Source organism: Mycobacterium sp. IS-2888 (genome assembly GCF_001954215.1).
In the GTDB taxonomy this organism is placed as follows: domain Bacteria; phylum Actinomycetota; class Actinomycetes; order Mycobacteriales; family Mycobacteriaceae; genus Mycobacterium.
The window spans coordinates 16,156-40,013 of record NZ_MBET01000052.1 but is presented as its reverse complement, the minus strand read 5'-3'; the positions used below and the strand labels follow the sequence as shown (position 1 = coordinate 40,013).

Below are 23,858 nucleotides of genomic sequence, written 5' to 3'. Positions count from 1 at the left end.
GGGGGATCTATGCAACTTCATGAGCGGGCACTTCCGCTGACACGGGGACAGTTGGATATTTGGCTGGCCGAGGAGACCGGTGTTTTCGGTGCCAGGTGGCAACTTGGCGTGTTCGTGCGAATCGCGGGCCCGATCGACCCCGATTTGTTTGAGTCAGCCATCCGACAGGCGGTCAGCGAGGCCGAACCGCTGCGGGCGTCGTTTTTCCAGGTGGATGGCCAGGTTTTCCAGAAGATCGTGGACGACCCGCATGTTGAGCTGGCGCGCTACGACCTGATGGGCTCGCAGGATCCCGAGCGCGACGCGTATCGGCTGGCGTCGTCGATTCAGCGCACCGCGATGCCGCTGAGCGGCCCGCTGTACAAATTCGCGTTGTTGCAGACCGGCATCGACGAGTTCTATTTCTTCGTCTGCTGCCATCACATCGTGACCGACGGGGTCGGGCTCGCTCTCGTTCTGCATCGGTTCGCGACTATCTACAGCGCTATGGCGTCCGGAACGTCGGCTCCGCCCGCCTTTTTCGGATCGCTGACCGATCTGATCGATTGCGAGCTCGAGTACGAAGCGTCCAGCGACTACGCCAACGATCAGGCCTACTGGAGCAGGAACCTTCGCCCGGATAACGAACCTCGTTATCGGCTAGCGGCGCCCAGCGGGCGTGATTGGGACGCGTTTTCCGTTCCCGTTCAACTGGACCCGGCCGCGGTGGCCAAGATGGACGAGTTGGCGCGGGCGTTGGGGATGCGCCGGTCATCGGTGATGACGGCGGCGTGCGCGCTGCTGGTGCGTGGCTGCGACGTCGAGGGTTCGGAGGTCGTGTTCGACTTCCCGGTCGCCAGGCGGGTTGATCCTGCGGCCAAGCTGGTGCCCGGCATGGCGTCCGGCGTCGTCCCATTGGTGTTGACGGCATCGCCGGGGTCGACGGTCGCCGAGTTTTGTGAGCATGTCGACACCCGGATCCGGGAAACGGTTCAGCACCAACGGTTCCCGGTTCATGCGATCGAGAACACCGCCCGTTATCGCGCGTCGGGGCAGGCGTCCAACCGGATCGCGGTCAATTTCATCCCGACGACACATTTGACGGATCTCGGGGGTTCCGCCGTGACGGCGACCCTGACCCACGACGGCTTGGGGGATCAGTTCCGGCTGGTCTTTTTCCGGGACGAGGAAAAGCTTTATCTCAGCACGCCCGGCGCCGGCCAACTGTTTGCGAACTGCGATGTGCACGACTTGGCGCGGCGGTTGGAGCGGGTGTTCGCGGCGATGACCGCCGACCCCGATCGGTGGCTGTCGTCGATGGATCTGCTCGACGAGCCTGAGCAGGCCCGCATCGACGATTGGGGCAACCGGTCGTCGCTGACCGAGCCGTCGGCGTCGGTGTCGATTCCGGGGCTGTTCGCCGCGCAGGTCGCGCGCGCCGCCGAGGCCATCGCGGTGACCTACGAGGGCCGCGGCATGACGTATCGCGAGCTCGACGAGGCGTCGAATAGGTTGGCGCACTTGCTGGTCGGCCAGGGTGTGGGCCCGGGCGAGCGGGTGGCGCTGCTGCTGTCGCGGTCGGCCGAGGCGATCGTCTCGATTTTGGCGGTGTTGAAGACCGGGGCGGCGTACGTGCCGATCGACCCGGCGGTGCCGGCGGCCCGCACCGAGTTCATGGTCGATGACGCCATGCCGATCGCGGCGCTCACCACCGCGGGACTGGCCGACCGGCTGCAGAACTGCGACGTACCGATCATCTACGTCGACGACCCCCGGATCGGCACCCAGCCCAGCACGGCGCTGCCGGCCCCGGATGCCGAGGATGTCGCCTACCTGATCTACACCTCGGGCACCACCGGTGTCCCCAAAGGCGTTGCCATCACCCACCACAACGTGACGCAGCTCATGGCGTCCCTCGACGACAACCTGGGCCTGGTGGGCCAGGTCTGGTCGCAGTGGCATTCCCTGGCCTTCGACGTCTCGGTGTGTGAGATCTGGGGCGCGCTGCTGCACGGGGGTCGGCTGGTGGTGGTGCCCGAGTCGGTGGCGCGCTCGCCGCAAGACTTCCACGGCCTGCTGGTTGCCGAACAGGTCAGCGTGTTGAGCCAGACGCCGTCGGCGTTTTACGCGCTGCAAGCCGCCGACGCGCTGGCGCCCGAGCTGGGCGATCAGCTGAAGCTCCAAACGGTGATATTCGCCGGCGAAGCGCTTGAGCCACAACGTCTTCGGACGTGGCTGGACAATCACCAGGGCTTGCCGCGGCTGATCAACATGTACGGCACTACCGAGACCACGGTGCATGCCTCGTTCCGCGAGATTGTTCGGAGCGACATCGGCAGCACTGCCAGTCCCGTCGGGGGGCCGCTGGAGCACCTGGGCTTTTTCGTGCTGGACGGGTGGCTGCGGCCGGTGCCCGCCGGCGTAGTCGGTGAGCTGTATGTCGCCGGCCGCGGAACGGGGCACGGTTACGTGCGCCGGGCGGGATTGACGGCGTCGCGGTTTGTGGCCTGCCCGTTCGCCGGCGCGGGGGCGCCAGGAGCACGCATGTATCGCACCGGGGACCTGGTGTGCTGGGGCGCCGACGGGCAGCTGCAGTATCTCGGGCGGGCCGACGAGCAGGTCAAGATCCGCGGATTCCGCATCGAACTCGCCGAGGTCGAGGCGGCGCTGGCCGGCGTGGACGGGGTGGAGCAGGCGGTGGTGGTCGCCCCCGAGGATCATTCCGGGCACAAGCGACTCGTGGGGTATGTGACCGGGAGCGCCGACCCGGCCGCCGCGCGCGCGACGCTGGCCGAGCGGCTCCCCGCCTACATGGTGCCGGCGGCGGTGGTCGCATTGCCGGCACTGCCGCTGACGGTCAACGGCAAGCTCGACAAACGCGCCCTGCCGGCACCGGAGTATCACGACGCCGACGGTTATCGCGCCCCCGACAGCGCGGTCGAGGAGCTCCTGGCCGGCATCTACGCCCAGGTCCTCGGGCTGGAGCGGGTCGGCGTCGACGACTCGTTCTTCGAGCTCGGCGGCGACAGCATCCTGTCGATGCAGGTAGTGGCCCGGGCCCGGGCGGCCGGTGTAGTGTGCCGGCCGCGCGACATCTTCGTCGAGCAGACCGTGGCCCGGCTGGCCCGGGTGGCCGATATGGCCAACGATGCGGGCGGCCCGGTCGATGAGGGCCTCGGACCGGTGGTAGCGACCCCGATCATCCGCTGGCTGGAAAGCGTCGACGGACCCGTCGACCAGTTCAACCAGACGGTGGTGGTGCATGCCCCCGCCGGCGTGATCGAGGCCGACGTGGTGGTCGTGCTGCAGGCCTTGCTGGATCGGCATGCCATGTTGCGCCTGCGCGTCGACGACGACGGCGCCCGGGGCTGGTCCTTGACGGTGCCCGAGGCGGGATCGGTGGATGCGCGTGACTGCGTGCGCTCTGTCGGCGTGTTGTCCGAGGAGGCGCTGGCGCAGGCGCGGTCGCGGTTGAACCCGGCGGCCGGCGTGATGCTGAGCGCTGTGTGGGCGGCTTCCACCGGCCAGTTGGCGTTGATTTGTCACCATCTGGCCGTCGACGGAGTTTCCTGGCGAATCCTGTTGGAGGACATCAACATTGCGTGGGCCCAGCATCACGGCGGGCAAGCGGTGGCGTTGCCCGCCGGCGGGACGTCGTTTGCCCGGTGGGCGAAGCTGCTGGCCGGCCAGGCGCACGCCGCCGATGTGATGGACCAGGCCGAGACGTGGCGCCAGTTGGCCGCGACGCACAGCGCGTTGCCGGCGGTACAACCGGCGGCGGATACGTATGCCACTGCGGGAGTGTTGTCGGCGGAGCTGGATGTCGAGACGACCCGGATGCTGCTCGGCGAGGTCCCGGCGGCCTTCCACGCCGGCGTGCAGGACATTTTGTTGATCGCGTTCGGGCTGGCCTTGGCGGAATTCTTGGGCACCGGCAGCGCCCCGATCGGAGTCGACGTCGAGGGACACGGGCGCCACGAGGAGCTGGCCGCCGATGTGGACCTGTCGCGCACGGTCGGATGGTTTACCACCAAATACCCGGTCTCCCTGGCCGTCGGTGGGCTGTCCTGGGAGCAGGTAGGCGCCGGCGAAGCCGCCCTGGGCGCCGTGCTCAAGGACGCCAAAGAACAGCTCCGGTCCGTCCCGGACGGTGTGACCTATGGTCTGCTGCGCTACCTGAACAGCGACGTCGACCTGGCCGAGTCGGACCCGCCGGTCGGGTTCAACTACCTCGGTCGGCTGGGCGCCCCCGCGTCCCAGGCGTCCGGCGATCTGTGGCAGATCAGCCACGAAGATTGGTCGCTGACCGCCGCGGCGGCCGCGGTGCCGACGCCGCTGATGCACACGCTGGACCTCAATGCCGGCACCGTGGACACCGAGGCCGGTCCGCGCCTGCACGCCAACTGGACTTGGGCACCGTCGGCGCTGAACCGCGCGCAGATCAACCGGCTGAGCCGGTTGTGGTTCGAGGCCCTGGCCGGTATCTGCGCGCACGTGCGCGGCGGTGGGGGTGGGCTGACGCCGTCTGACATCGCACTTGCCGGTCTTAGCCAGCAGCAGATCGACGAGCTCCAGCGACAATATGCGGATTGCTGACGTCCTGCCGCTGACCCCGCTGCAACAGGGGCTGCTATTTCACGCCAGCACCGCGCTAGGTAGCGACGATCTGTATGCGGTGCAGCTGGATATCACCGTAACGGGCCCGGTTGACCCGCGCCGCCTGCGCGATGCGGTGCAAACAATGGCCAGCCGGCATCCGAACCTCGCGGCCCGATTCAGCGAACAATTCGACCAGCCGGTGCAGATCATCCCGGCTGACCCCGAGGTGCCCTGGCGCTATCTCGAGCTCGAGGGCGATGACGACATCGGCGACCAGATGGAGCGCCTGTGCGCCGTCGAACGCGCCTCGGTCTGCGACCTCGGTACCGAATTGCCCTTTCGGGCCGCCTTAATCCGCACCGCGTCCGACCGGCACCGCTTTGTGCTGACCTTCCACCACATCGTGGTCGATGGCTGGTCCCTGCCGATCGTGCTGCAGGAAATCTTCGCCAGCTATCACCGCCAGCGGCTGCCCGCAGCCGCGCCGTATCGCCGGTTCGTCACCTGGCTGGCCGATCAGGACTTTGCCTCCGCTCACACGGCGTGGCGGGAGACATTCGCCGGTTTCGACACCCCGACACTCGTGGGCGGGCCCAACCCGTTGCGGCTCGGGCGGCGCGGCGTCGCATCGTTTCAGGTCTCCGAGGAGACCACCAAGGCCATCGGTGAGTTGGCGCGCTCCTGCCATACCACGGCCAACGTCGTGCTGCAGGGCGCCTGGGCACAGCTGCTGACCCTGCTGACGGGCCGGCACGACGTCGCCTTCGGTATCACCGTCTCGGGTCGGCCGCCGGAGGTGCTGGGCGCGGACTCGATGGTCGGGCTGCTGATCAACACGGTGCCGATGCGCGCGCGCATCACGGCGGCGACCACCACCGCCGACCTACTGGAGCAGCTGCGCACCACGCACGGCAATACGCTTGAGCACCAGCACCTTTCGCTGCGCGATATCCACCGCGCCACAGGTCACGACCAGCTGTTCGACACCCTCTTCGCGTTCGAGAACTACCCGCTCGATACCGATGGATTGGTGGGCGTCGACGGGTTGGCGGTCACCGAGTTCACCAACCACGAATACAACCACTACCCGCTCGCGGTGCAAGTGTCGCCCGGCAGCGAGTTGCGCTTGCGCGTCGAATTCGACACCGAGGTGTTCGACGCGTCCACCATCGACACACTGATCGAGCGGCTGCAGCGGATCCTGGCGGCGATGACGACCGACCCGGCGCAGCGGTTGTCGTCGACAGATCTGCTCGACGAGCCCGAGCGGGCCCGCCTCGATGCGTGGGCCAACCGCGGGGTGTTGACCGGGCCGGCGAAGTCCACGGAGTCGATCCCGGCTCTGTTTGCCGTGCAGGCGGCTCGTGCCCCGGAGGCGGTGGCGCTGACCTTCGATGGCCGCGGCACGACGTACCGCGAACTGGACGAGGCGTCGAATCGGTTGGCGCACTTGCTGATCGGCGAGGGCGTCCGTCCGGGCGAGCGGGTCGCGTTGCTGTCGTCGCGGTCGGCCGAGGCGATCGTGGCGATTCTGGCGGTGCTGAAAACCGGTGCGGCGTATGTGCCGATCGACCCCGCGGTGCCGGACGCGCGGATGCAGTTCGTGCTCGGCGATGCCGCGCCGGCCGTCGCGATCACCACCGGTGAGCTGGCCGGGCGGCTGGCCGGGTCCGGCCTACCGGTCGTCGAGCTCGACGACCCGCGGATTCGCGCCCAGCCCGCCACGGCGTTGCCGGCGCCGAAGGCCGAGGACGTCGCCTACCTGATCTACACCTCGGGCACGACCGGCGTCCCCAAGGGGGTCGCCATATCCCACCGCAACGTGACCGAATTGCTGGACGCCGCGGGCGATCGCCTCGAGCTGGCGAAACGGGTTTGGTCGCAATGGCATTCGTTGGCATTCGACGTCTCGGTGTGGGAGATGTGGGGTGCGTTGCTGCATGGCGGTCGGCTGGTGGTGGTGCCCGAGTCGGTGGCGCGCTCACCCGAAGACTTTCTCGCCCTGCTGGTAGCCGAACGGGTCAGCGTGTTGAGCCAGACCCCGTCGGCGTTCTATGCGCTGCAAACCGCCGACGCGCTGGCACCCGAGCTCGGCCAACAGCTGAGCCTCGAGGCGGTGGTGTTCGCCGGCGAAGCCCTTGAACCGCAACGTCTTCGGGCATGGCGGGACAACCACCAAGGGTTGCCGCGGCTGATCAACATGTATGGCACCACCGAGACGACGGTGCATGCCTCGTTCCGCGAGATCGTCGGCGACGATGTCGACGGCAACGTCAGCCCGATCGGTGTGCCGCTGGCCAATCTGGGCTTCTTCGTGCTCGACGGCTGGTTGCGGCGGGCGCCCGCGGGTGTGGTCGGGGAGTTGTATGTCGCGGGTTCGGGGGCCGGCTATGGGTATGTGCGCCGGGCCGGTTTGACCGCGTCGCGGTTCGTGGCGTGCCCCTTTGGCGGACCCGGGGCACGGATGTATCGCACCGGGGACCTGGTCTGCTGGGGCGCCGATGGGCAGCTGCGGTATCTGGGCCGCGCCGATGAGCAGGTCAAGATCCGCGGGTTCCGCATCGAGCTGGGCGAAGTCCGCGCGGCCTTGGCCGGTGTGGACGGGGTGCAGCAGGCGGTGGTGATCGCCCGCGAGGACCGCCCCGGCGACAAGCGCCTGGTCGGCTATGTGACGGGGAGCGTCGAGCCGGCCGCGGCCCGCTCGAGGCTGGCCGAGCGGCTGCCCGAGTACATGGTCCCGGCCGCGGTGGTGGTGTTGGACGCGCTGCCGTTGACGGTCAACGGCAAGCTCGACAAACGGGCCCTGCCGGCGCCGGAATACTCGGACGCCGATCGCTATCGCGCTCCGGCCACGGTCGCCGAGGAGACCCTCGCCGGCATCTATGCCCAGGTGTTGGGGCTGGACCGGGTCGGGGTCGACGAGTCTTTCTTCGACCTGGGCGGGGACTCGCTGTTGGCGATGCGGGCGATCGCCGCGGCCAACAAGGCTTTGAACGCCGGCCTCTCGGTGCGGGATCTGTTCGAGGCGCCCACGGTGGCGCAGTTGGCGCCCCGCGTCGGCGCCGAGGGGAGCGGGCTGGAGCCGTTGGTGGCCGCCCCGCGGCCGGCCGTGATTCCGCTGTCGTTTGCCCAGAGCCGGTTGTGGTTCCTGGACCAGCTGGAGGGTCCGTCCCCGGTCTACAACATGGCGGTGGCGCTGCGGCTGAGTGGGCACCTCGACACCGAGGCGCTGGGTGCGGCGCTGGCCGACGTGGTGGGCCGCCACGAGTCGCTGCGCACGCTGTTCGCGGCGCCCGACGGAGTGCCCCGGCAGCTGATCGCCCCCGTCGAACGGGCCGATTTCGGATGGCAGATCATCGACGCCACCGACTGGCCGGAAAGCCGCCTCAATGGGGCCGTCGACGAAGCGGTCCGCTATGGTTTCGACCTGGAAGCCGAAATTCCTTTGCGAGCAAGGCTTTTCCGCGTCGCCGAACACGAGCACGTGCTGGTGGCCGCCGTGCACCACATCGCCGCCGACGGGTTGTCGGTGCGACCGCTGGTGCAAGACCTGGGCCAGGCGTATGCCAGCCGGTCCATGGGGCGGGCCCCCGACTGGCCTCCACTGCCGGTGCAGTATGTCGACTACACGCTGTGGCAGCGCCAGCAGTTGGGCGATTTCGACGACGATCAGAGTCGCATCGCCGCGCAGCTGGCCTACTGGGAGGACGCGCTGGCCGGCCTACCCGAGCGGCTGCAGCTTCCCGCCGATCGGCCGTATCCGCCCGTCGCCGATTACCGGGGTGCCAAAGTCGCGGTGAATTGGCCGGCGGAGCTGCAGCAGCAGATCGCGCGAGTGGCGCGCGAGCATGACGCGACCGGTTTCATGGTTGTCCAGGCCGCCCTGGCGGCGCTGCTGTCCAAGCTGAGCGCCAGCAGCGACGTGGCGGTGGGGTTCCCGATCGCCGGGCGGCGTGATCCCGCGCTGGACGACTTGGTGGGTTTCTTCGTCAACACGTTGGTGCTGCGGGTCGATGTGGCCGGTGATCCCACGGCCGGCGAATTGTTGGAGCAGGTGCGCCAGCGCAGCCTGGCCGCCTACGAGCACCAAGACGTGCCTTTCGAGGTCCTGGTGGAGCGGCTCAACCCCAGCCGAAGCCTGACCCATTCTCCGTTGATTCAGGTGGTGTTGGCCTGGCAGAACGACGAGCCCGCCACGCTGAACCTCGGCGATCTGCGAATCACCCCATTGCCGGTGGACACCCACACCGCCCGCATGGACCTGACGTTTTCGTTGGCCGAACGCTGGACCGACAGCGGCGAGCCCGCCGGTATCGGCGGGGAGGTGGAATTTCGCACCGACGTATTCGACGCGGCCAGCATCGAGGGGCTAGTCGAGCGGTTACGGCGGGTGTTGGTGGCCATGACCACCGACCCGGGGCGCCGGTTGTCGTCGGTGAATCTCCTGGGCGCCGGCGAGCGCGCCAGGCTCGACGAGATCGGTAACCGATCCGTCTTGACCGCGAGCGAATCGTCGTCGGCGTCGATCCCGGAGTTGTTCGCCGCGCAGGTGGCGCGCGCTCCCGAGGCGGCGGCCCTCAGTTGCGGCGAACGCTCGTGGACGTATCGCGAGCTGGATGAGGCGTCGAATCGGTTGGCGCACTTGCTTTCCGGCCACGGCGCGGGCCCGGGGGAGTCGGTGGCGCTGCTGTTCTCCCGGTCGGCCGAGGCGATCGTGGCAATTTTGGCGGTGCTCAAGACCGGGGCGGCGTACGTGCCGATCGACCCGGCGCTGCCGGTGGCCCGGGTCGGGTTCATGGTGGCCGATGCCGCGCCCGCCGCCGCGATCACCACTGCCGAGTTCGCCGACCGGATGCGGGGTCACGAGGTGCCGGTCATCGATATCGGCGACCCGCGGATTCGCGCCCAGCCCGGCACGCCGCTGCGGGCGCCGGCAGCTGACGATATCGCGTACCTGATCTACACATCGGGCACGACGGGCATCCCCAAGGGCGTGGCGGTTACCCACCGCAACGTCGCCCAGCTGGTGGAAAAGCTGCACGCCGACCTACCGCAGGGACCGGGACAGGTGTGGTCGCAGTGGCATTCCTACAGCTTCGACGTCTCGGTCTGGGAGATCTTCGGTGCGCTGCTGCACGGCGGGCGCCTGGCGGTGGTGCCCGAGGCGGTGGCGCGCTCGCCGGAGGACTTCCACGCCTTGCTGGTCGCCGAAAACGTCAGCGTCCTATGTCAAACCCCGTCCGCCGTGGGGATGCTGTCCCCGGCGGGTCTGGATTCGACCGCGTTGATTGTCGCCGGCGAGGCCTGCCCGACCGAGTTGGTGGACCGGTGGGCGCCGGGACGGGTGATGATCAACGCCTACGGGCCCACCGAGGCCACCGTCTATGCGGCGATGAGTGCGCCGCTGGCGGCGGGGTCGGGGGTGGCGCCGATCGGCTCGCCGGTGCCGGGCGCGGCGTCGTTCGTCCTCGACGAGTGGTTGCGGCCGGTGCCGGCCGGGGTGGTCGGGGAGTTGTATGTGGCGGGTCGCGGCGTGGCGTGTGGGTATGTGCGCCGGGCGGGGTTGACGGCGTCGCGGTTCGTCGCGTGCCCGTTCGGCGCATCCGGGGCCCGCATGTACCGCACCGGCGATCTGGTGCGCTGGGGCGCCGACGGGCAGTTGCAGTACCTGGGCCGCGCCGACGATCAGGTCAAGATCCGCGGCTATCGCATCGAACTCGGTGAAGTCCAGGCGGCGTTGGCCGGCCTGGACGGCGTGGAGCAGGCGGCGGTGATCGCCCGCGAGGACCGGCCAGGCGACAAGCGGCTGGTGGGCTATGTCACTGGGGCCGGCGAGCCGGCTCGCCTGCGCGCGAAGCTGGCCGACCAGCTGCCGCCGTATATGGTGCCGGCCGCCATCGTCGTGGTCGACGCGCTGCCGCTGACGGTGAACGGCAAACTCGACAAGCGGGCGTTGCCCGCACCGGAATACCGGGACGGCGATCACTATCGCGCTCCTTCGGGCGCGGTGGAGGAGATCCTGGCGGGTATCTACGCCCAGGTGCTGGGGCTCGAGCGCGTTGGGGTTGACGACTCCTTCTTCGAGCTGGGTGGGGATTCGCTGTCGGCGATGCGGGTGATCGCCGCCGCCAACAAGTCGCTGGACGCCGGGTTTGCGGTGCGTGTCTTGTTCGAGGCCCCGACGGTGGCCCAGTTGGCCCTGCGTGTCGGCGCCGAGGGGGACGGGCTCGAGCCCCTGGTGGCCGGGGAGCGGCCGGCGGTGGTGCCGTTGTCGTTCACCCAGAACCGGTTGTGGTTCTTGGACCAATTGCACGGGCCCTCACCGGTTTACAACATGGCGGTGGCCCTGCGCCTGCGGGGTCAGCTCGATGCCGATGCGCTGAGTTTGGCGTTGGGTGATGTGGTGGCCCGCCATGAGAGCCTGCGCACCGTGTTTGTCGCCCCGCAGGGCGCACCGCAGCAGGTCGTGATGCCGGCTGAGCGGGCCGACTTCGGCTGGGATGTGGTGGATGCCGCGGGCTGGTCGGAAGGCCGGCTGCGGGACGCCATCGAGGAGATGGCGGCCTACGCGTTCGATCTGGCGGACGAGATCCCGTTGCGGGCGCGGCTTTTCCGCGTCGGCGAGGACGAGCATGTGCTGGCCGCGGTGGTGCATCACATCGCGGCCGACGGGTTGTCGGTCGGGCCGCTGGTGCGCGATCTGGGCGTGGCCTACGCCAGTCGCGCGGTGGGGCAGGCGCCGGGGTGGATGCCGTTGCCGGTGCAGTACGTCGATTACACGCTGTGGCAGCGCGCGCAATTCGGTGAGCTCGACGACAGCGAGAGCCGGATCGGCGCCCAATTGGCTTACTGGGAAGGCGCTTTGGCGGGGATGCCGGAGCGCCTTGCGTTGCCGACCGATCGGCCCTATCCGCCGGTGGCCGACTACCGGGGGGCCACGGTTGCGGTGGAGTGGCCGGTCGAGGTGCAGCAGCGGCTGCGCCGCGTGGCGGCGGAACACAACGCGACCAGTTTCATGGTGATGCAGGCCGCGTTGGCGGTGCTGTTGGCGAAGATCAGCGCGACAAGCGATGTGGCCGTGGGGTTCCCGATCGCCGGGCGGCGTGACGCGGCCCTGGATGACTTGGTCGGCTTTTTCGTCAACACCCTGGTGTTGCGCCTCGATGTGGCCGGCGACCCGACCGTAGCCGAGGTCTTGGCGCAGGTGCGTCAACGCAGCCTGGCCGCCTACGAGCATCAGGACGTGCCCTTCGAGGTATTGGTCGAGCGGCTCAACCCGGCCCGCTCGCTGGCCCATCACCCGTTGGTCCAGGTGATGCTGGCCTGGCAGAACTGGCAACAAGGCGATCCCACCGCCGGAGTGGCCTTGGGTGATGTGGAGGTCAGCCCGCTGCGGGCGGATACCCATAGCGCCCGCGTGGATTTGACGTTTTCGTTGGCCGAACGCTGGACCGAGGACGGCCAGCCCGCCGGGATCGGCGGCGAGGTGGAGTTTCGCACCGATGTCTTCGACGCGGCCAGCATCGAGACCCTCATCGAGCGGCTGCAGCGTGTCTTGGTGGCGATCACCGCCGACCCGACGCGGCGGCTCTCCTCGGTCGATGTGCTCGACCCCGGGGAGCAGGCCCGCCTGGATGGCTGGGCCAACCGCGCGGCGCTGACCCAACCCCCGACCACGTCGGTGTCGATTCCGGCGGTGTTCGCGGCGCAGGTGGCCCGCGCCCCCGAGGCGGTGGCCATCAGCTTCGAGGGCCGTCCCATGACGTACCGGGAGGTTGACGAGGCGTCGAATCGGTTGGCGCACTTGCTGGTTGGCCAGGGGGTGGGCCCGGGACAGCGGGTGGCACTGCTGTTTTCCCGGTCGGCCGAGGCGGTCGTGTCGATCCTGGCGGTGCTGAAAACCGGTGCGGCGTATGTGCCGATCGACCCGGTGGTGCCGGACGCGCGGATGCAGTTCGTGCTCGGCGACGCCGCGCCCGTCGCCGCGATCACCACTACAGCCCACGCCGACCGCCTCAACGGGCAGCGGCTGCCGGTGATCGACGTCGACGACGCGCGGATCGCCGCCCAGCCAAGCACCCCGCTGCCGGCCCCCGCCCCCGACGAGATCGCCTACCTGATCTACACCTCGGGCACCACCGGAGTCCCCAAGGGGGTGGCCGTCGCGCACCGCAACGTGACCCAGCTACTCGAGGCATTGGACGCCGACCTCGGGCTCTCGCCCGGGCAGGTGTGGACGCAGTGTCATTCCCTGGCTTTCGACTTCTCGGTGTGGGAGATCTTCGGCGCGCTATTGCACGGTGGGCGGCTGGTGGTGGTGCCCGAATCGGTGGTTCGCTCGCCGGGACACTTGCACGCCTTGCTGATTCGCGAACAGGTCAGCGTGTTGAGCCAAACCCCGTCGGCGTTCTATGCGCTGCAAACCGTCGACGCGCAATCCCCCGAGTTGGGAGATCAACTCAAGCTCGAGACGGTGGTGTTCGGCGGTGAAGCGTTGGAACCGCAGCGTGTTGGGACCTGGTTGGACAATCACCAGGGGCTGCCGCGGCTGATCAACATGTACGGCATCACCGAAACGACGGTGCACGCGTCGTTCCGCGAGGTCGTTCACAGCGATGTCGACAGCGCGGCGAGTCCTATCGGGGTGCCGTTGGCGCATCTGGGCTTTTTCGTGCTCGACGGCTGGATGCGGCCGGTGCCCGCCGGGGTCGTCGGGGAATTGTATGTGGCCGGTTTCGGGTTGGCGTATGGCTATGTGGGCCGCGCCGGGTTGACCGGATCGCGGTTTGTGGCTTGCCCATTCGGGGCGCCCGGCGCGCGCATGTATCGCACCGGCGATGTGGTGTGTTGGGGTTCCGACGGGCAGTTGCGGTATCTGGGGCGCGCTGACGAACAGGTCAAGATCCGCGGCTATCGGATCGAGCTCGGTGAAGTCCAGGCCGCGCTGGCCGGCGTGGACGGGGTGCAGCAGGCGGTGGTGGTCGCCCGCGAGGACCGCCCCGGCGACAAGCGATTGGTCGGCTACGTGACCGGGACCGCGGATCCGGTCGCGGCGCGCGCGAAGCTGGGCGAGCGGTTGCCCGAATACATGGTGCCGGCCGCGGTGGTCGTGATCGATACCCTGCCGATGACGGTCAACGGCAAGGTCGACAAGCGGGCCCTGCCCGCGCCGGAGTATCAGGACGCCGGCGGTTACCGCGCCCCGACCACCCTCACCGAGGAGATCGTGGCCGGGATCTATGCCCGGGTGCTCGGGCTGGAGCGGGTCGGCGTCGACGAGTCGTTCTTCGAGCTGGGCGGGGATTCGCTGTCGGCGATGCGGGTGATCGGCGCGATCAATGCCGCGCTGGATGCCGGTCTTTCGGTGCGCGCCCTGTTCGAGGGGCCCACGGTCGCACAGCTGACGCCCCGCATCGGTGCGCGCGGGGACGGGCTGGAGCCGTTGGTGGCCGTCGAGCGCCCGGCGGTGATCCCGCTGTCGTTCGCCCAAAACCGGTTGTGGTTCCTCGACCAGATGCAGGGGCCGTCCCCGCTCTACAACATGGCGGTGGCGTTGCGCCTATGCGGGCGCCTCGACGCCGATGCATTGGGTGCCGCCCTCGCCGACGTGATCGGCCGCCACGAGAGCCTGCGCACGCTGTTCCCGGCGGTTGACGGAACCCCGCAGCAGTTGGTAATTCCGGTGGAGCGGGCCGATTTTGGTTGGGACGTCGTGGAGGCGACGGACTGGCCGGAAAGCCGGCTGCAGGAGGCCGTCGGCACAGCGTCGCGGTACACGTTCGACCTCGCCAACGAAATCCCTTTGCGGGCAAAGCTTTTCCGGGTAGCCGACGACGAACACGTACTGGTGGCCGTGGTGCACCACATCGCCTCCGACGGGTTGTCGGTTGGCCCGCTGGTGCGTGATCTGGGTGTGGCGTATGCCAGCCGCTGTGCGGGAGAAGCCCCCGACTGGGCGCCGTTGCCGGTGCAGTACGTCGACTACACGCTGTGGCAGCGCGAGCAACTCGGCGAGCTCGACGACGCACACAGCCGCATCGCCGCGCAGGTGGCCTATTGGGAGGATGCCCTGGCCGGGATCCCCGAGCAGTTGGCGCTTCCCACCGACCGGCCCTATCCGGCGGTTGCCGATCAGCGCGGCGCCCGCGTCGCGGTGGACTGGCCGGCCGACTTGCAGCAGGGGGTGCGAGAGGTGGCGCGCGAGCACGGCGCGACGAGCTTCATGGTGGTGCAAGCCGCCCTGGCGGTGCTGCTGTCCAAGCTCAGCGGAAGCAGCGATGTCGCAATCGGTTTCCCGATAGCGGGGCGCCGCGATCCCGCGCTGACCGAGCTGGTCGGTTTCTTCGTCAACACCTTGGTGCTGCGCGTCGATCTGGCCGGGGACCCCACCGTGGAGGAATTGTTGGAGCAGGTGCGCGAGCGCAGCCTGGCCGCCTACGAGCACCAAGACGTGCCCTTCGAAGTGCTCGTCGAGCGGCTCAATCCCACCCGTAGCCTGAGCCATCACCCGCTGATCCAGGTGGCGCTGGCGTGGCAGAACCTTGCCGGGCAGGACAGCGATCCCGCCGCCGCGTGGGCGCTGGGTGATCTGCGGGTTACGCAGGTTCCAGCCGAGGCCGACACCGCTCGCATGGATCTGGTGTTCGGCTTGGCCGAGCGTTGGACCGAGTCCGGTGAGCCCGCCGGGATCGGCGGGGAAGTGGAGTTTCGCACCGACGTGTTCGACGCGGCCAGCATCGAGATGCTGATCGAGCGGTTGCGGCGGGTGATTGTGGCCATGACCGCCGATCTCGAAGGGCAGTCATGAGCGCCCGTTCGGGGCAGCGATTATCGGCGATCGATCTGCTCGATGAGGACGAGTTCGCCCAGCTGGATGTGTGGGGCAACCGGGCGGCGTTGACCCGGCCGCCGACGGCGGCGTCGTCGATTCCGGCGTTGTTCGCCGAGCAGGTGGCGCGCACGCCCGAGGCGGCGGCGGTGACTTTCGACGGCCGCACCATGACGTATCGCGAGCTGGACGAGGCGTCGAACCGGTTGGCGCACTTGCTTTCTGGCCACGGTGCACGGCTCGGGCAGTGCGTCGTGCTGCTATTGCCGCGGTCGGAACGGGCGATCGTGGCGCTCTTGGCGGTATTGAAGACGGGTGCGGCCTATGTGCCGATCGACCCGGTGGTGCCGGACTCCCGGGTTGAATTCGTGCTCGGCGACGCCGCGCCGGTCGCCGCGATCACCACCACCGAGCTGATCGGCCGGTTGGACGGGCACGACGTCCCGGTCGTCGACGTCGACGACCCGCGCATCGCCGCTCAGCCCGGCACGGGCCTGCCGACGCCGGCACCGACGGCCGGGGATTTCGCCTACCTGATCTACACCTCCGGCACCACGGGTGTGCCCAAAGGGGTGGCGACCACCCACAGCAACGTGACGGAGCTGTTGTCGACGTTGGATGGCGGTCTGCCGGCGCCGGGCGTGTGGGCGCTGTGCCACTCCTTGGCCTTTGACGTCTCGGTGTGGGAGATCTTCGGCGCGCTGCTGCGTGGCGGGCGAGTGGTGGTGGCGCCCGAAGAGGTGACCGCCTCACCGGACGACTTCCACGCGTTGCTGGTTGCCGATCGGGTCAGCGTGTTGACCCAAACCCCAACCGCGGTGGCGGCATTGTCACCCGAGGGCGTGGACTCGGCGTTGGTCATGGGCGGTGAGGCCTGCCCGGCCGAGGTGGTGGATCGATGGGCGCCGGGGCGGGTGATGGTCAACGGCTACGGCCCCACCGAGACCACGATGTGCGTGTCGATCAGCGCACCGCTGAAGGCGGGATCGGGTGCGCCGCCGATCGGGTCGCCCGTCGACGGGGCGGCGTTGTTCGTCCTCGACGGGAAGTTGCGGCCCGTCCCCACCGGGGTGGTCGGGGAACTCTACGTAGCCGGCACCGGCGTGGCCGCCGGCTATGTCGGTCGGGCCGGGTTGACGGCGACCCGGTTTGTGGCCTGCCCCTTCGGCGGTCCGGGGATGCGGATGTATCGCACCGGCGATCGCGTGCGCTGGGGCACCGACGGGCAGCTGCAGTATGTGGGGCGCGCCGACGAGCAGGTCAAGATCCGCGGCTATCGCATCGAACTCGGCGAAGTGCAAGCCGCCCTCGCCGCCGTCGATGGGGTGGAGCAGGCGGTGGTGATCGCCCGCGAGGACCGCCCCGGCGACAAGCGGCTGGTGGGTTATGTCATCGGGACGGCGAACCCGGTCGAGATCCGCGCGCTGCTGTCCGAGCGGCTCCCGGTCTACATGGTCCCCGCGGCGGTGATCGCGATCGACGCGCTGCCGCTGACTTCCAACGGCAAGCTGGACACCCGTGCGCTTCCGGCACCGGAATACCAGGACGGCGACCACTTCCGAGCCCCGAACGGCCCGGTCGAGGAGACCCTGGCCGGTGTCTTCGCCCAGGTGCTTGGTCTGGCGCGCGTCGGGGCCGATGAGTCGTTCTTCGATTTGGGCGGGGACAGCATTTCGGCGATGCGCCTGATCGCCGCGATCAACACCGCCCTGGACGCCGGCCTCGCGGTCCGCACCGTGTTCGAGGCGCCGACCGTCGCCCAGCTGGCGCCCCGGATCGGTGCCGACGGGGAAGGGCCCGAGCCGTTGGTGGCCGGCCCGCGGCCCGCCGTCCTGCCGCTGTCGTTCGCCCAGTCCCGGTTGTGGTTCCTGGACCAGTTGGAGGGACCGTCACCGACCTACAACATCGGGGTGGCGTTGCGGCTACGCGGCGAGTTTGACGTCGACGCGTTGGGCGCGGCGCTCGGCGATGTGGTGGGCCGCCATGAAAGCCTGCGCACGCTGTTCGCGGCGCGCGACGGCATGCCCCAGCAGGTGGTTGTTCCCGTCGAGCGGGCCGACTTCGGGTGGCAGGTCGTCGACGCCGCCGACTGGTCGGCTAGCCGCTTGGATGAGGCCATCGGTGCGGCGGCACGTCACCCCTTCGATCTGGCCTCCGAGATCCCTTTGCGGGCAAGGCTTTTCCGCGTCGCCGAAGACGAACACGTGCTGGTGGCCGCGATGCACCACATCGCCGCCGACGGGTTGTCGGTGACCCCGCTGGTGCGGGACCTCGGCGTGGCCTATGCCAGTCGGAGTGCCGGACAGGCCCCGGGGTGGGCGCCGCTGCCGGTGCAGTACGCCGATTACACGTTGTGGCAGCGCGACCAGCTCGGTGAGCTGACCGATCCGGACAGCCGCATCGCCGCCCAGCTGGAATTCTGGCTGGCCGCCCTGGCCGGGATGCCCGAGCGCCTGGCGCTGCCCACCGACCGGCCCTACCCGCCGGTGGCCGATCACCGCGGCGCCAGTGTGAAGGTCGACTGGCCGGTCGAGTTACAGCAGCAGGTCACCCGGCTGGCCCGCGAGCACAGCGCGACCAGCTTCATGGTGATGCAGGCCGCGCTGGCGGTGTTGCTGTCCAAACTCAGCGCCAGCCCCGACGTGGCGGTGGGATTCCCGATCGCCGGCCGTCGAGACACCGCGCTCGACGAGCTGGTCGGCTTCTTCGTCAACACCCTGGTGCTGCGGGTCGACCTGACCGGCGATCCGACCGTCGCCGAGGTGTTGGCCCAGGTGCGCCAGCGCAGCCTGGCCGCCTACGAACACCAAGACGTGCCGTTCGAAGTGCTCGTGGAGCGGCTCAACCCCACCCGGTCGCTGACCCATCACCCGCTGGTCCAGGTGATGTTGGCGTGGCAGAACAACGAGCCCGCGAAGCTGAGTTTGGGCGACGTGCAGGCCACCCCGTTGCCGGTGGACACCCAGAGCGCCCGCACGGACCTGACGTTCTCCTTGGCCGAACGCTGGACCGAGGACAGCCAGCCCGCCGGGATCGGTGGTGAGGTGGAGTTTCGCACCGACGTGTTCGACGCGTCGAGCATCGAGGCGTTGATCGAGCGGCTGCGACGGGTGCTGGTGGCGATCACCGCCGATCCCGCCCGCCGGCTGTCCTCGGTGGATGTGCTCGATGCCGGTGAGTACGCCCGCCTGGATGCGTGGGGCAACCGCGCCGTGCTGACCGAGGCGGCCCCGCCCGCGGCGTCGATTCCGGCGTTGTTCGCCGCGCAGGCGGCGCGGGCCCCGGAGGCGGTGGCGATCACCTGTGGGGATCGCGGCATGACTTACCGGGAGGTCGATGAGGCGTCGAATCGGTTGGCGCACTTGATGATCGGGCAGGGGGCGGGCCCGGGCCAGTGTGTGGCACTGCTGTTCGCCCGTTCCGCCGAAGCGGTCGTGTCGATTCTGGCCGTGCTGAAAACCGGGGCGGCGTATCTGGCCATCGACCCGTCGGCGCCCGCGGCGCGGATGGAGTTCATGCTCGACGACGCCGCACCGATCGCCGCGATCACCACCACCGAACTGGCCGCGCGGCTGGACGGATGCGGCCTTCCCGTCGTCAATATCGACGACCTACCCCACGACCTCCCCGCCGACGCCGAACCCAGCGCCGTGTTGCCCGGGCCGACCCCCGCCGACGTCGCCTACCTGATCTACACCTCGGGCACCACCGGCGTCCCCAAGGGGGTGGCCGTCGCCCACCGCAACGTGACCCAGCTGTTGGAATCTCTGGACCGCGACCTGTCGCCGGGTCAGGTCTGGACCCAATGCCACTCCCTGGCATTCGACTTCTCGGTGTGGGAGATCTTCGGTGCCCTGTTGCACGGCGGGCGCCTGGTGGTGGTGCCCGATTCGGTGGTGCGCTCGCCCGAAGACCTCCACGCCTTGCTCGTCAAAGAACAAGCCAATGTGTTGAGCCAGACCCCCTCGGCGTTTTACGCGCTGCAAACCGCCGACGCGTTGCAGCCCGAGCTGGGGGACCAGCTCAAGCTCGAGACCGTGGTCTTCGGCGGCGAGGCGCTGGAACCCCAGCGTCTCGCGACGTGGCTGCACCACCACTCGGGGTCGCCGCGGCTGATCAACATGTATGGCATCACCGAGACGACGGTGCACGCCTCGTTCCGGGAGGTCGTCGACGCCGATGTCGACAGCAACGCCAGCCCGATCGGCGTACCGCTGGCACACCTCGGGTTCTTCGTGCTCGACGGCTGGTTGCGGCCGGTGCCCGCCGGGGTGGTCGGGGAGCTGTACGTGGCCGGCGGCGGGCTGGCGTACGGGTATGTCGGCCGGGCCGGGTTGACGGCGACACGGTTTGTGGCCTGCCCGTTCGCCGGCGCGGGAGCGCCAGGAGCACGCATGTATCGCACCGGCGACTTGGTGTGCTGGGGTGCCGACGGACAACTGCGGTACCTGGGCCGCGCCGACGAGCAGGTCAAGATCCGCGGGTATCGCATCGAACTCGGCGAGGTGCAGGCGGCGCTGGCCGCGCAGCCCGGCGTACAGCAGGCCGCGGTGATCGCCCGCGAGGACCGCCCCGGCGACAAGCGCCTGGTCGGGTACATCACCGGGACCGCCGATCCGGCCGCGGCGCGCGCCGCACTGGCCGACCGGCTGCCGTCCTACATGGTGCCGACCGCGGTGCTGGTGATCGACGCCCTGCCGCTGACCGTCAACGGCAAACTCGACACCCGCGCCCTGCCCGCGCCGGAATACCAGGAGGTCGATCAGTACCGCGCCCCGGAGGGCCCCGTCGAGGAGACCCTCGCCGGCATCTACGCCCAGGTGCTCGGGCTGGAGCGGGTCGGCGCCGACGAGTCGTTCTTCGAGCTGGGCGGCGACAGCATCCTGTCGATGCAAGTGGTGGCGCGGGCGCAGGTGGCCGGTCTGGTGTGCCGTCCGCGCGACATCTTCGTCGAGCAGACCGTGGCCCGGCTGGCCCGGGTGGTCCGCAAGGCGCCGTTGCTGTCCGTGACCATCGGTCCGGATCGCACGGCGGACGAGGGTGTCAAGCATGTGGTCGCAACGCCGATCATGCGGTGGTTGAAGGGGCTGGGTGGCCCCGTCGAGCAGTTCAACCAGACGGCGGTGTTGCAGGCTCCAGCGGGCGTGACCGAGGCGGACGTGGTCGTCGTGCTGCAGGCGTTGCTGGACCGGCATCCCATGCTGCGGCTGCGCGTCGCCGACGACGGGGCCCGCGGCTGGTCGTTGACAGTGCTCGAGGCGGGGTTGGTCCACGCGAGCGCGCACCTGCGATCCGTCGAGGCGCTCTCCGACGAGGCGGTGCTGCAGGCCCGGTCGAGGTTGAACCCGGCCGTCGGGGCGATGCTCAGCGCGTTGTGGGTGCCCTCGACCGGCCAGCTGGCGTTGCTGATCCACCATCTGGCCGTCGACGGGGTGTCGTGGCGGGTGCTGCTGACCGACTTGAACATCGCCTGGGTTCAGCATCGCGGTGGGCAGCCGGTGGTCTTGTCCGCGGAGGGGACGTCGTTTGCCCGGTGGGCGTCACTGCTGGCCGAGCATGCGCAGCGCCCGGAAGTCGTGGACCAGGCGGACGCTTGGCGGCGGGTGGCGGCGGTTCCGGCGGCGCTGCCGGCGGTGCGACCCGCGGTGGACACATTCGCCAGCGCCGGACGCTTGTCGGTGTCGCTGGGTGTCGAGAACACCCGCATGCTGCTGGGTGAGGTGCCGGCGGCGTTTCACGCCGGGATACACGAGATCCTGTTGATCGCGTTCGGCCTGGCGTGGGCGCAGTTTTTGGGGAGCGACGGCGCGCCGATCGGCATCGATGTGGAGGGCCACGGGCGTCATGAGGAGCTGGCCCCCGATCTTGACCTGTCGCGCACCGTCGGGTGGTTCACGACCATCTACCCCGTGTCCCTGGCGGTCGGTGGGGTGCCCTGGGCGCAGATCGTGGCGGGCGACGCCGCGTTGGCGGCCGCCGTCAAGGAGGCCAAGGAGCAGCTTCGCGCTCTGCCGGATCCGTTGACGTACGGCTTGCTGCGTTATCTGAACAACGAGGTGCAGCTGGCCGGACCGGGTCCGCGGATCGGTTTCAACTACCTGGGGCGGCTGGGCGCGGCGGCCACCGAGATCTCCGACGATTTCTGGCGTGTCAGCTCCGACGGCGAAGAGATCGCCGGCGTCAGCGCGGCCATCGAGATGCCGCTGCCGCACACCGTCGACCTCAACGCCGCCACCGTCGATACCGACGCCGGCCCGCACCTGCAGGCCAACTGGACGTGGGCGCAATCGGCGCTGGACGACGAACAGGTCGGCAGGCTGAGCCGGCTGTGGTTCGACGTTCTGGGCGGCATCTGCGCGCACGTGCGCCGCGGCGGGGGCGGGTTGACGCCGTCCGACATCGTGCCCGCCCGATTGAGCCAGCAGCAGATCGACGACCTGGAGCGGCAACACCGCGTCGCCGACATTTTGCCGCTGACCCCCCTGCAGCAGGGGCTGTTGTTCCACGCCAACGCCGCGCACGGATCGGGCGACGACGCGTATGCGGTGCAGCTGGACATCACCATCACGGGCCCGCTCGACCAGCATCGGTTGCGCGATGCGGCGTCCGCGGTGGTCAAACGGTATCCCAACCTGGCGGCCCGCTTCTGCGCGCAATTCGACGAGCCGGTGCAACTCATCCCGGCCGATCCGGCGCCGCCGTGGCGGTACGTCGAGCTGGACGCGAGCGGCGCCGATGTCGAGGAGCAGATCCAGCGGCTCTGCGCCGACGAACGCGCCGCGGTCTGCGATTTCGACAACCCACCGGCCTTTCGGGTGGCGTTGATCCGCACCCGGGCGGATCGGCACCGGTTTGTGCTCACCAATCACCACATATTGATGGACGGCTGGTCCCTGCAGATCCTGCTGCGGGAAATCTTCGCCGGCTACTGCGGGCATCGCCTGCCCGCCGCCGTGCCGTATCGCCGATTCGTCGACTGGCTGGCCGATCGGGATCGCGGAGCCGCCCACGCGGCCTGGCGCGACGCGCTGGCCGGCTTCGACACCCCCACCCTGGTGGGCCCGCCGGATCGGTTAGGGCTCGGGCGCCGCGGCGATCAAACGTTCCGGGTGCCCGAGGAGACCACCCGCGCCATCGGCGAGCTGGCCCGCTCGCGGCGCACCACCGTCAGCACCGTGTTGCAGGGCGCTTGGGCGCTCCTGCTGATGTCGCTGACCGGTCAGCGTGACGTCGCCTTCGGCGCCGTCGTGTCGGGGCGGCCGGCCGAGGTGGCCGGCGCGGAATCGATGGTGGGCCTGTTGATCAACACGGTGCCGGTACGGGCCATCGTCGCGGCGGAAACCACCGCAGCGGACCTGCTGGACCAGCTGCAAAGCGCACACAATCACACGCTCGAACACCAGCACCTGGCCCTTAGCGATATTCATCGCATCGCCGGCCGGGAAAGGTTGTTCGACACGGTTTTCGTGTACGAAAACTATCCGACCGACACCGCGGCGTTGTCGGGCATCGACGGGCTGGCCATCACCGACGTCACCACCCGCGACTACTACCACTACCCGCTCACGATCCAAGCCGCGCCGGGCCGTGAGCTGGAGCTTCGCGTCCAATACCGGACCGAGCTTTTCGACGAGGCCGGCATCGAAGCGTTGATCGGGCAATTGCGCGGACTGCTGGTGGCGATGACCGCGGAGCCGACGCGACGGTTGTCGTCGATGGATGCGCTGGACGCCGATGCGGACGCCCGGCCAGGCGGCCGTCGTGACCCCACGGCGCCGCCGGCGGCGCAACACCGGGATGCCGAGGGTTACCGGGCGCCGGCCAATGCGGTCGAGGAGATCGTGGCCGATATCTATGCCCGGGTGCTGGGGATCGAGCGGGTGAGCGTCGATGACTCGTTTTTCGATATGGGCGGGGATTCGTTGGCGGCGATGAGGGTTATCGCGGCGATCAACGCCGCTTTGAACGTCCGCCTTGCGGTGCGCGCCCTATTCGACGCGGCCTCCGTTCGAAGCTTGAGTCAGCACTTGGGCAGCATGCCGACGGCCGTCATCACCGCGAAGTGACGCGGCGCCGGAACCCGAACCACGCCAAGGGATTTCGCGGCCGCCCGGCCGGCCAACGTCGAGGCCCGCGCGCTTTGACGAATAACCGTCGGCAGCGAATTCTTCGGCGCCGCTTATGAAGTTCTTATGAGCGGCAACGTCGGGGTTGTGTTAACGCGGCATTGACGAGCACCAAAAATTCACCGTCTGGAGCGGCTAGGGCTCCGGCGGACAACCGCGCCGAAGCGGAACCCATCGTCGCAGCTCAGAGCGCCGGAAGCGCCAGCCGCGAAAGCCCGTATGGGGCACTGATCGGCGAGTTGTGTCGAGGGTCACTCGGATCGCACCAGGGACTTTTTCGAAAGCGCATACAGGCCCTACTAGCCTCCATTACCGTTTGTGAGGGG

3 protein-coding genes are annotated in these 23,858 nt (G+C 69.1%); all 3 read left to right on the top strand.

Annotated features, from left to right (window positions below; genetic code table 11):
* The first annotated feature begins 9 nt into the window (after positions 1–9).
* From A5745_RS24610 to A5745_RS08355, 3 genes are read left to right on the top strand one after another with little or no spacing between them, the layout of a single operon-like run.
* The gene (locus A5745_RS24610) at positions 10–4,575 is read left to right on the top strand and encodes a non-ribosomal peptide synthetase (RefSeq protein WP_175879788.1); all 4,566 of its coding nucleotides are present in this window, start codon (positions 10–12) and stop codon (positions 4,573–4,575) included.
* Positions 4,562–15,385, top strand: coding sequence for a non-ribosomal peptide synthetase (locus A5745_RS23980; protein WP_175879787.1), 10,824 nt, complete (start codon positions 4,562–4,564; stop codon positions 15,383–15,385). The genes A5745_RS24610 and A5745_RS23980 overlap by 14 nt, the downstream gene beginning before the upstream one ends.
* Entirely contained in the window at positions 15,382–23,472 is an 8,091-nt protein-coding gene (locus tag A5745_RS08355; RefSeq protein ID WP_076115721.1) for a non-ribosomal peptide synthetase, read from the top strand. The genes A5745_RS23980 and A5745_RS08355 overlap by 4 nt, the downstream gene beginning before the upstream one ends.
* Positions 23,473–23,858: the final 386 nt, after the last annotated feature.

Excerpts from the sequence above, each read along its gene's own strand:
- A5745_RS24610 (WP_175879788.1), top strand. The coding sequence starts at position 10 with ATGCAACTTCATGAGCGGGCACTTCCGCTGACACGGGGACAGTTGGAT.
- A5745_RS23980 (WP_175879787.1), top strand. The coding sequence starts at position 4,562 with ATGCGGATTGCTGACGTCCTGCCGCTGACCCCGCTGCAACAGGGGCTG.
- A5745_RS08355 (WP_076115721.1), top strand. The coding sequence starts at position 15,382 with ATGAGCGCCCGTTCGGGGCAGCGATTATCGGCGATCGATCTGCTCGAT.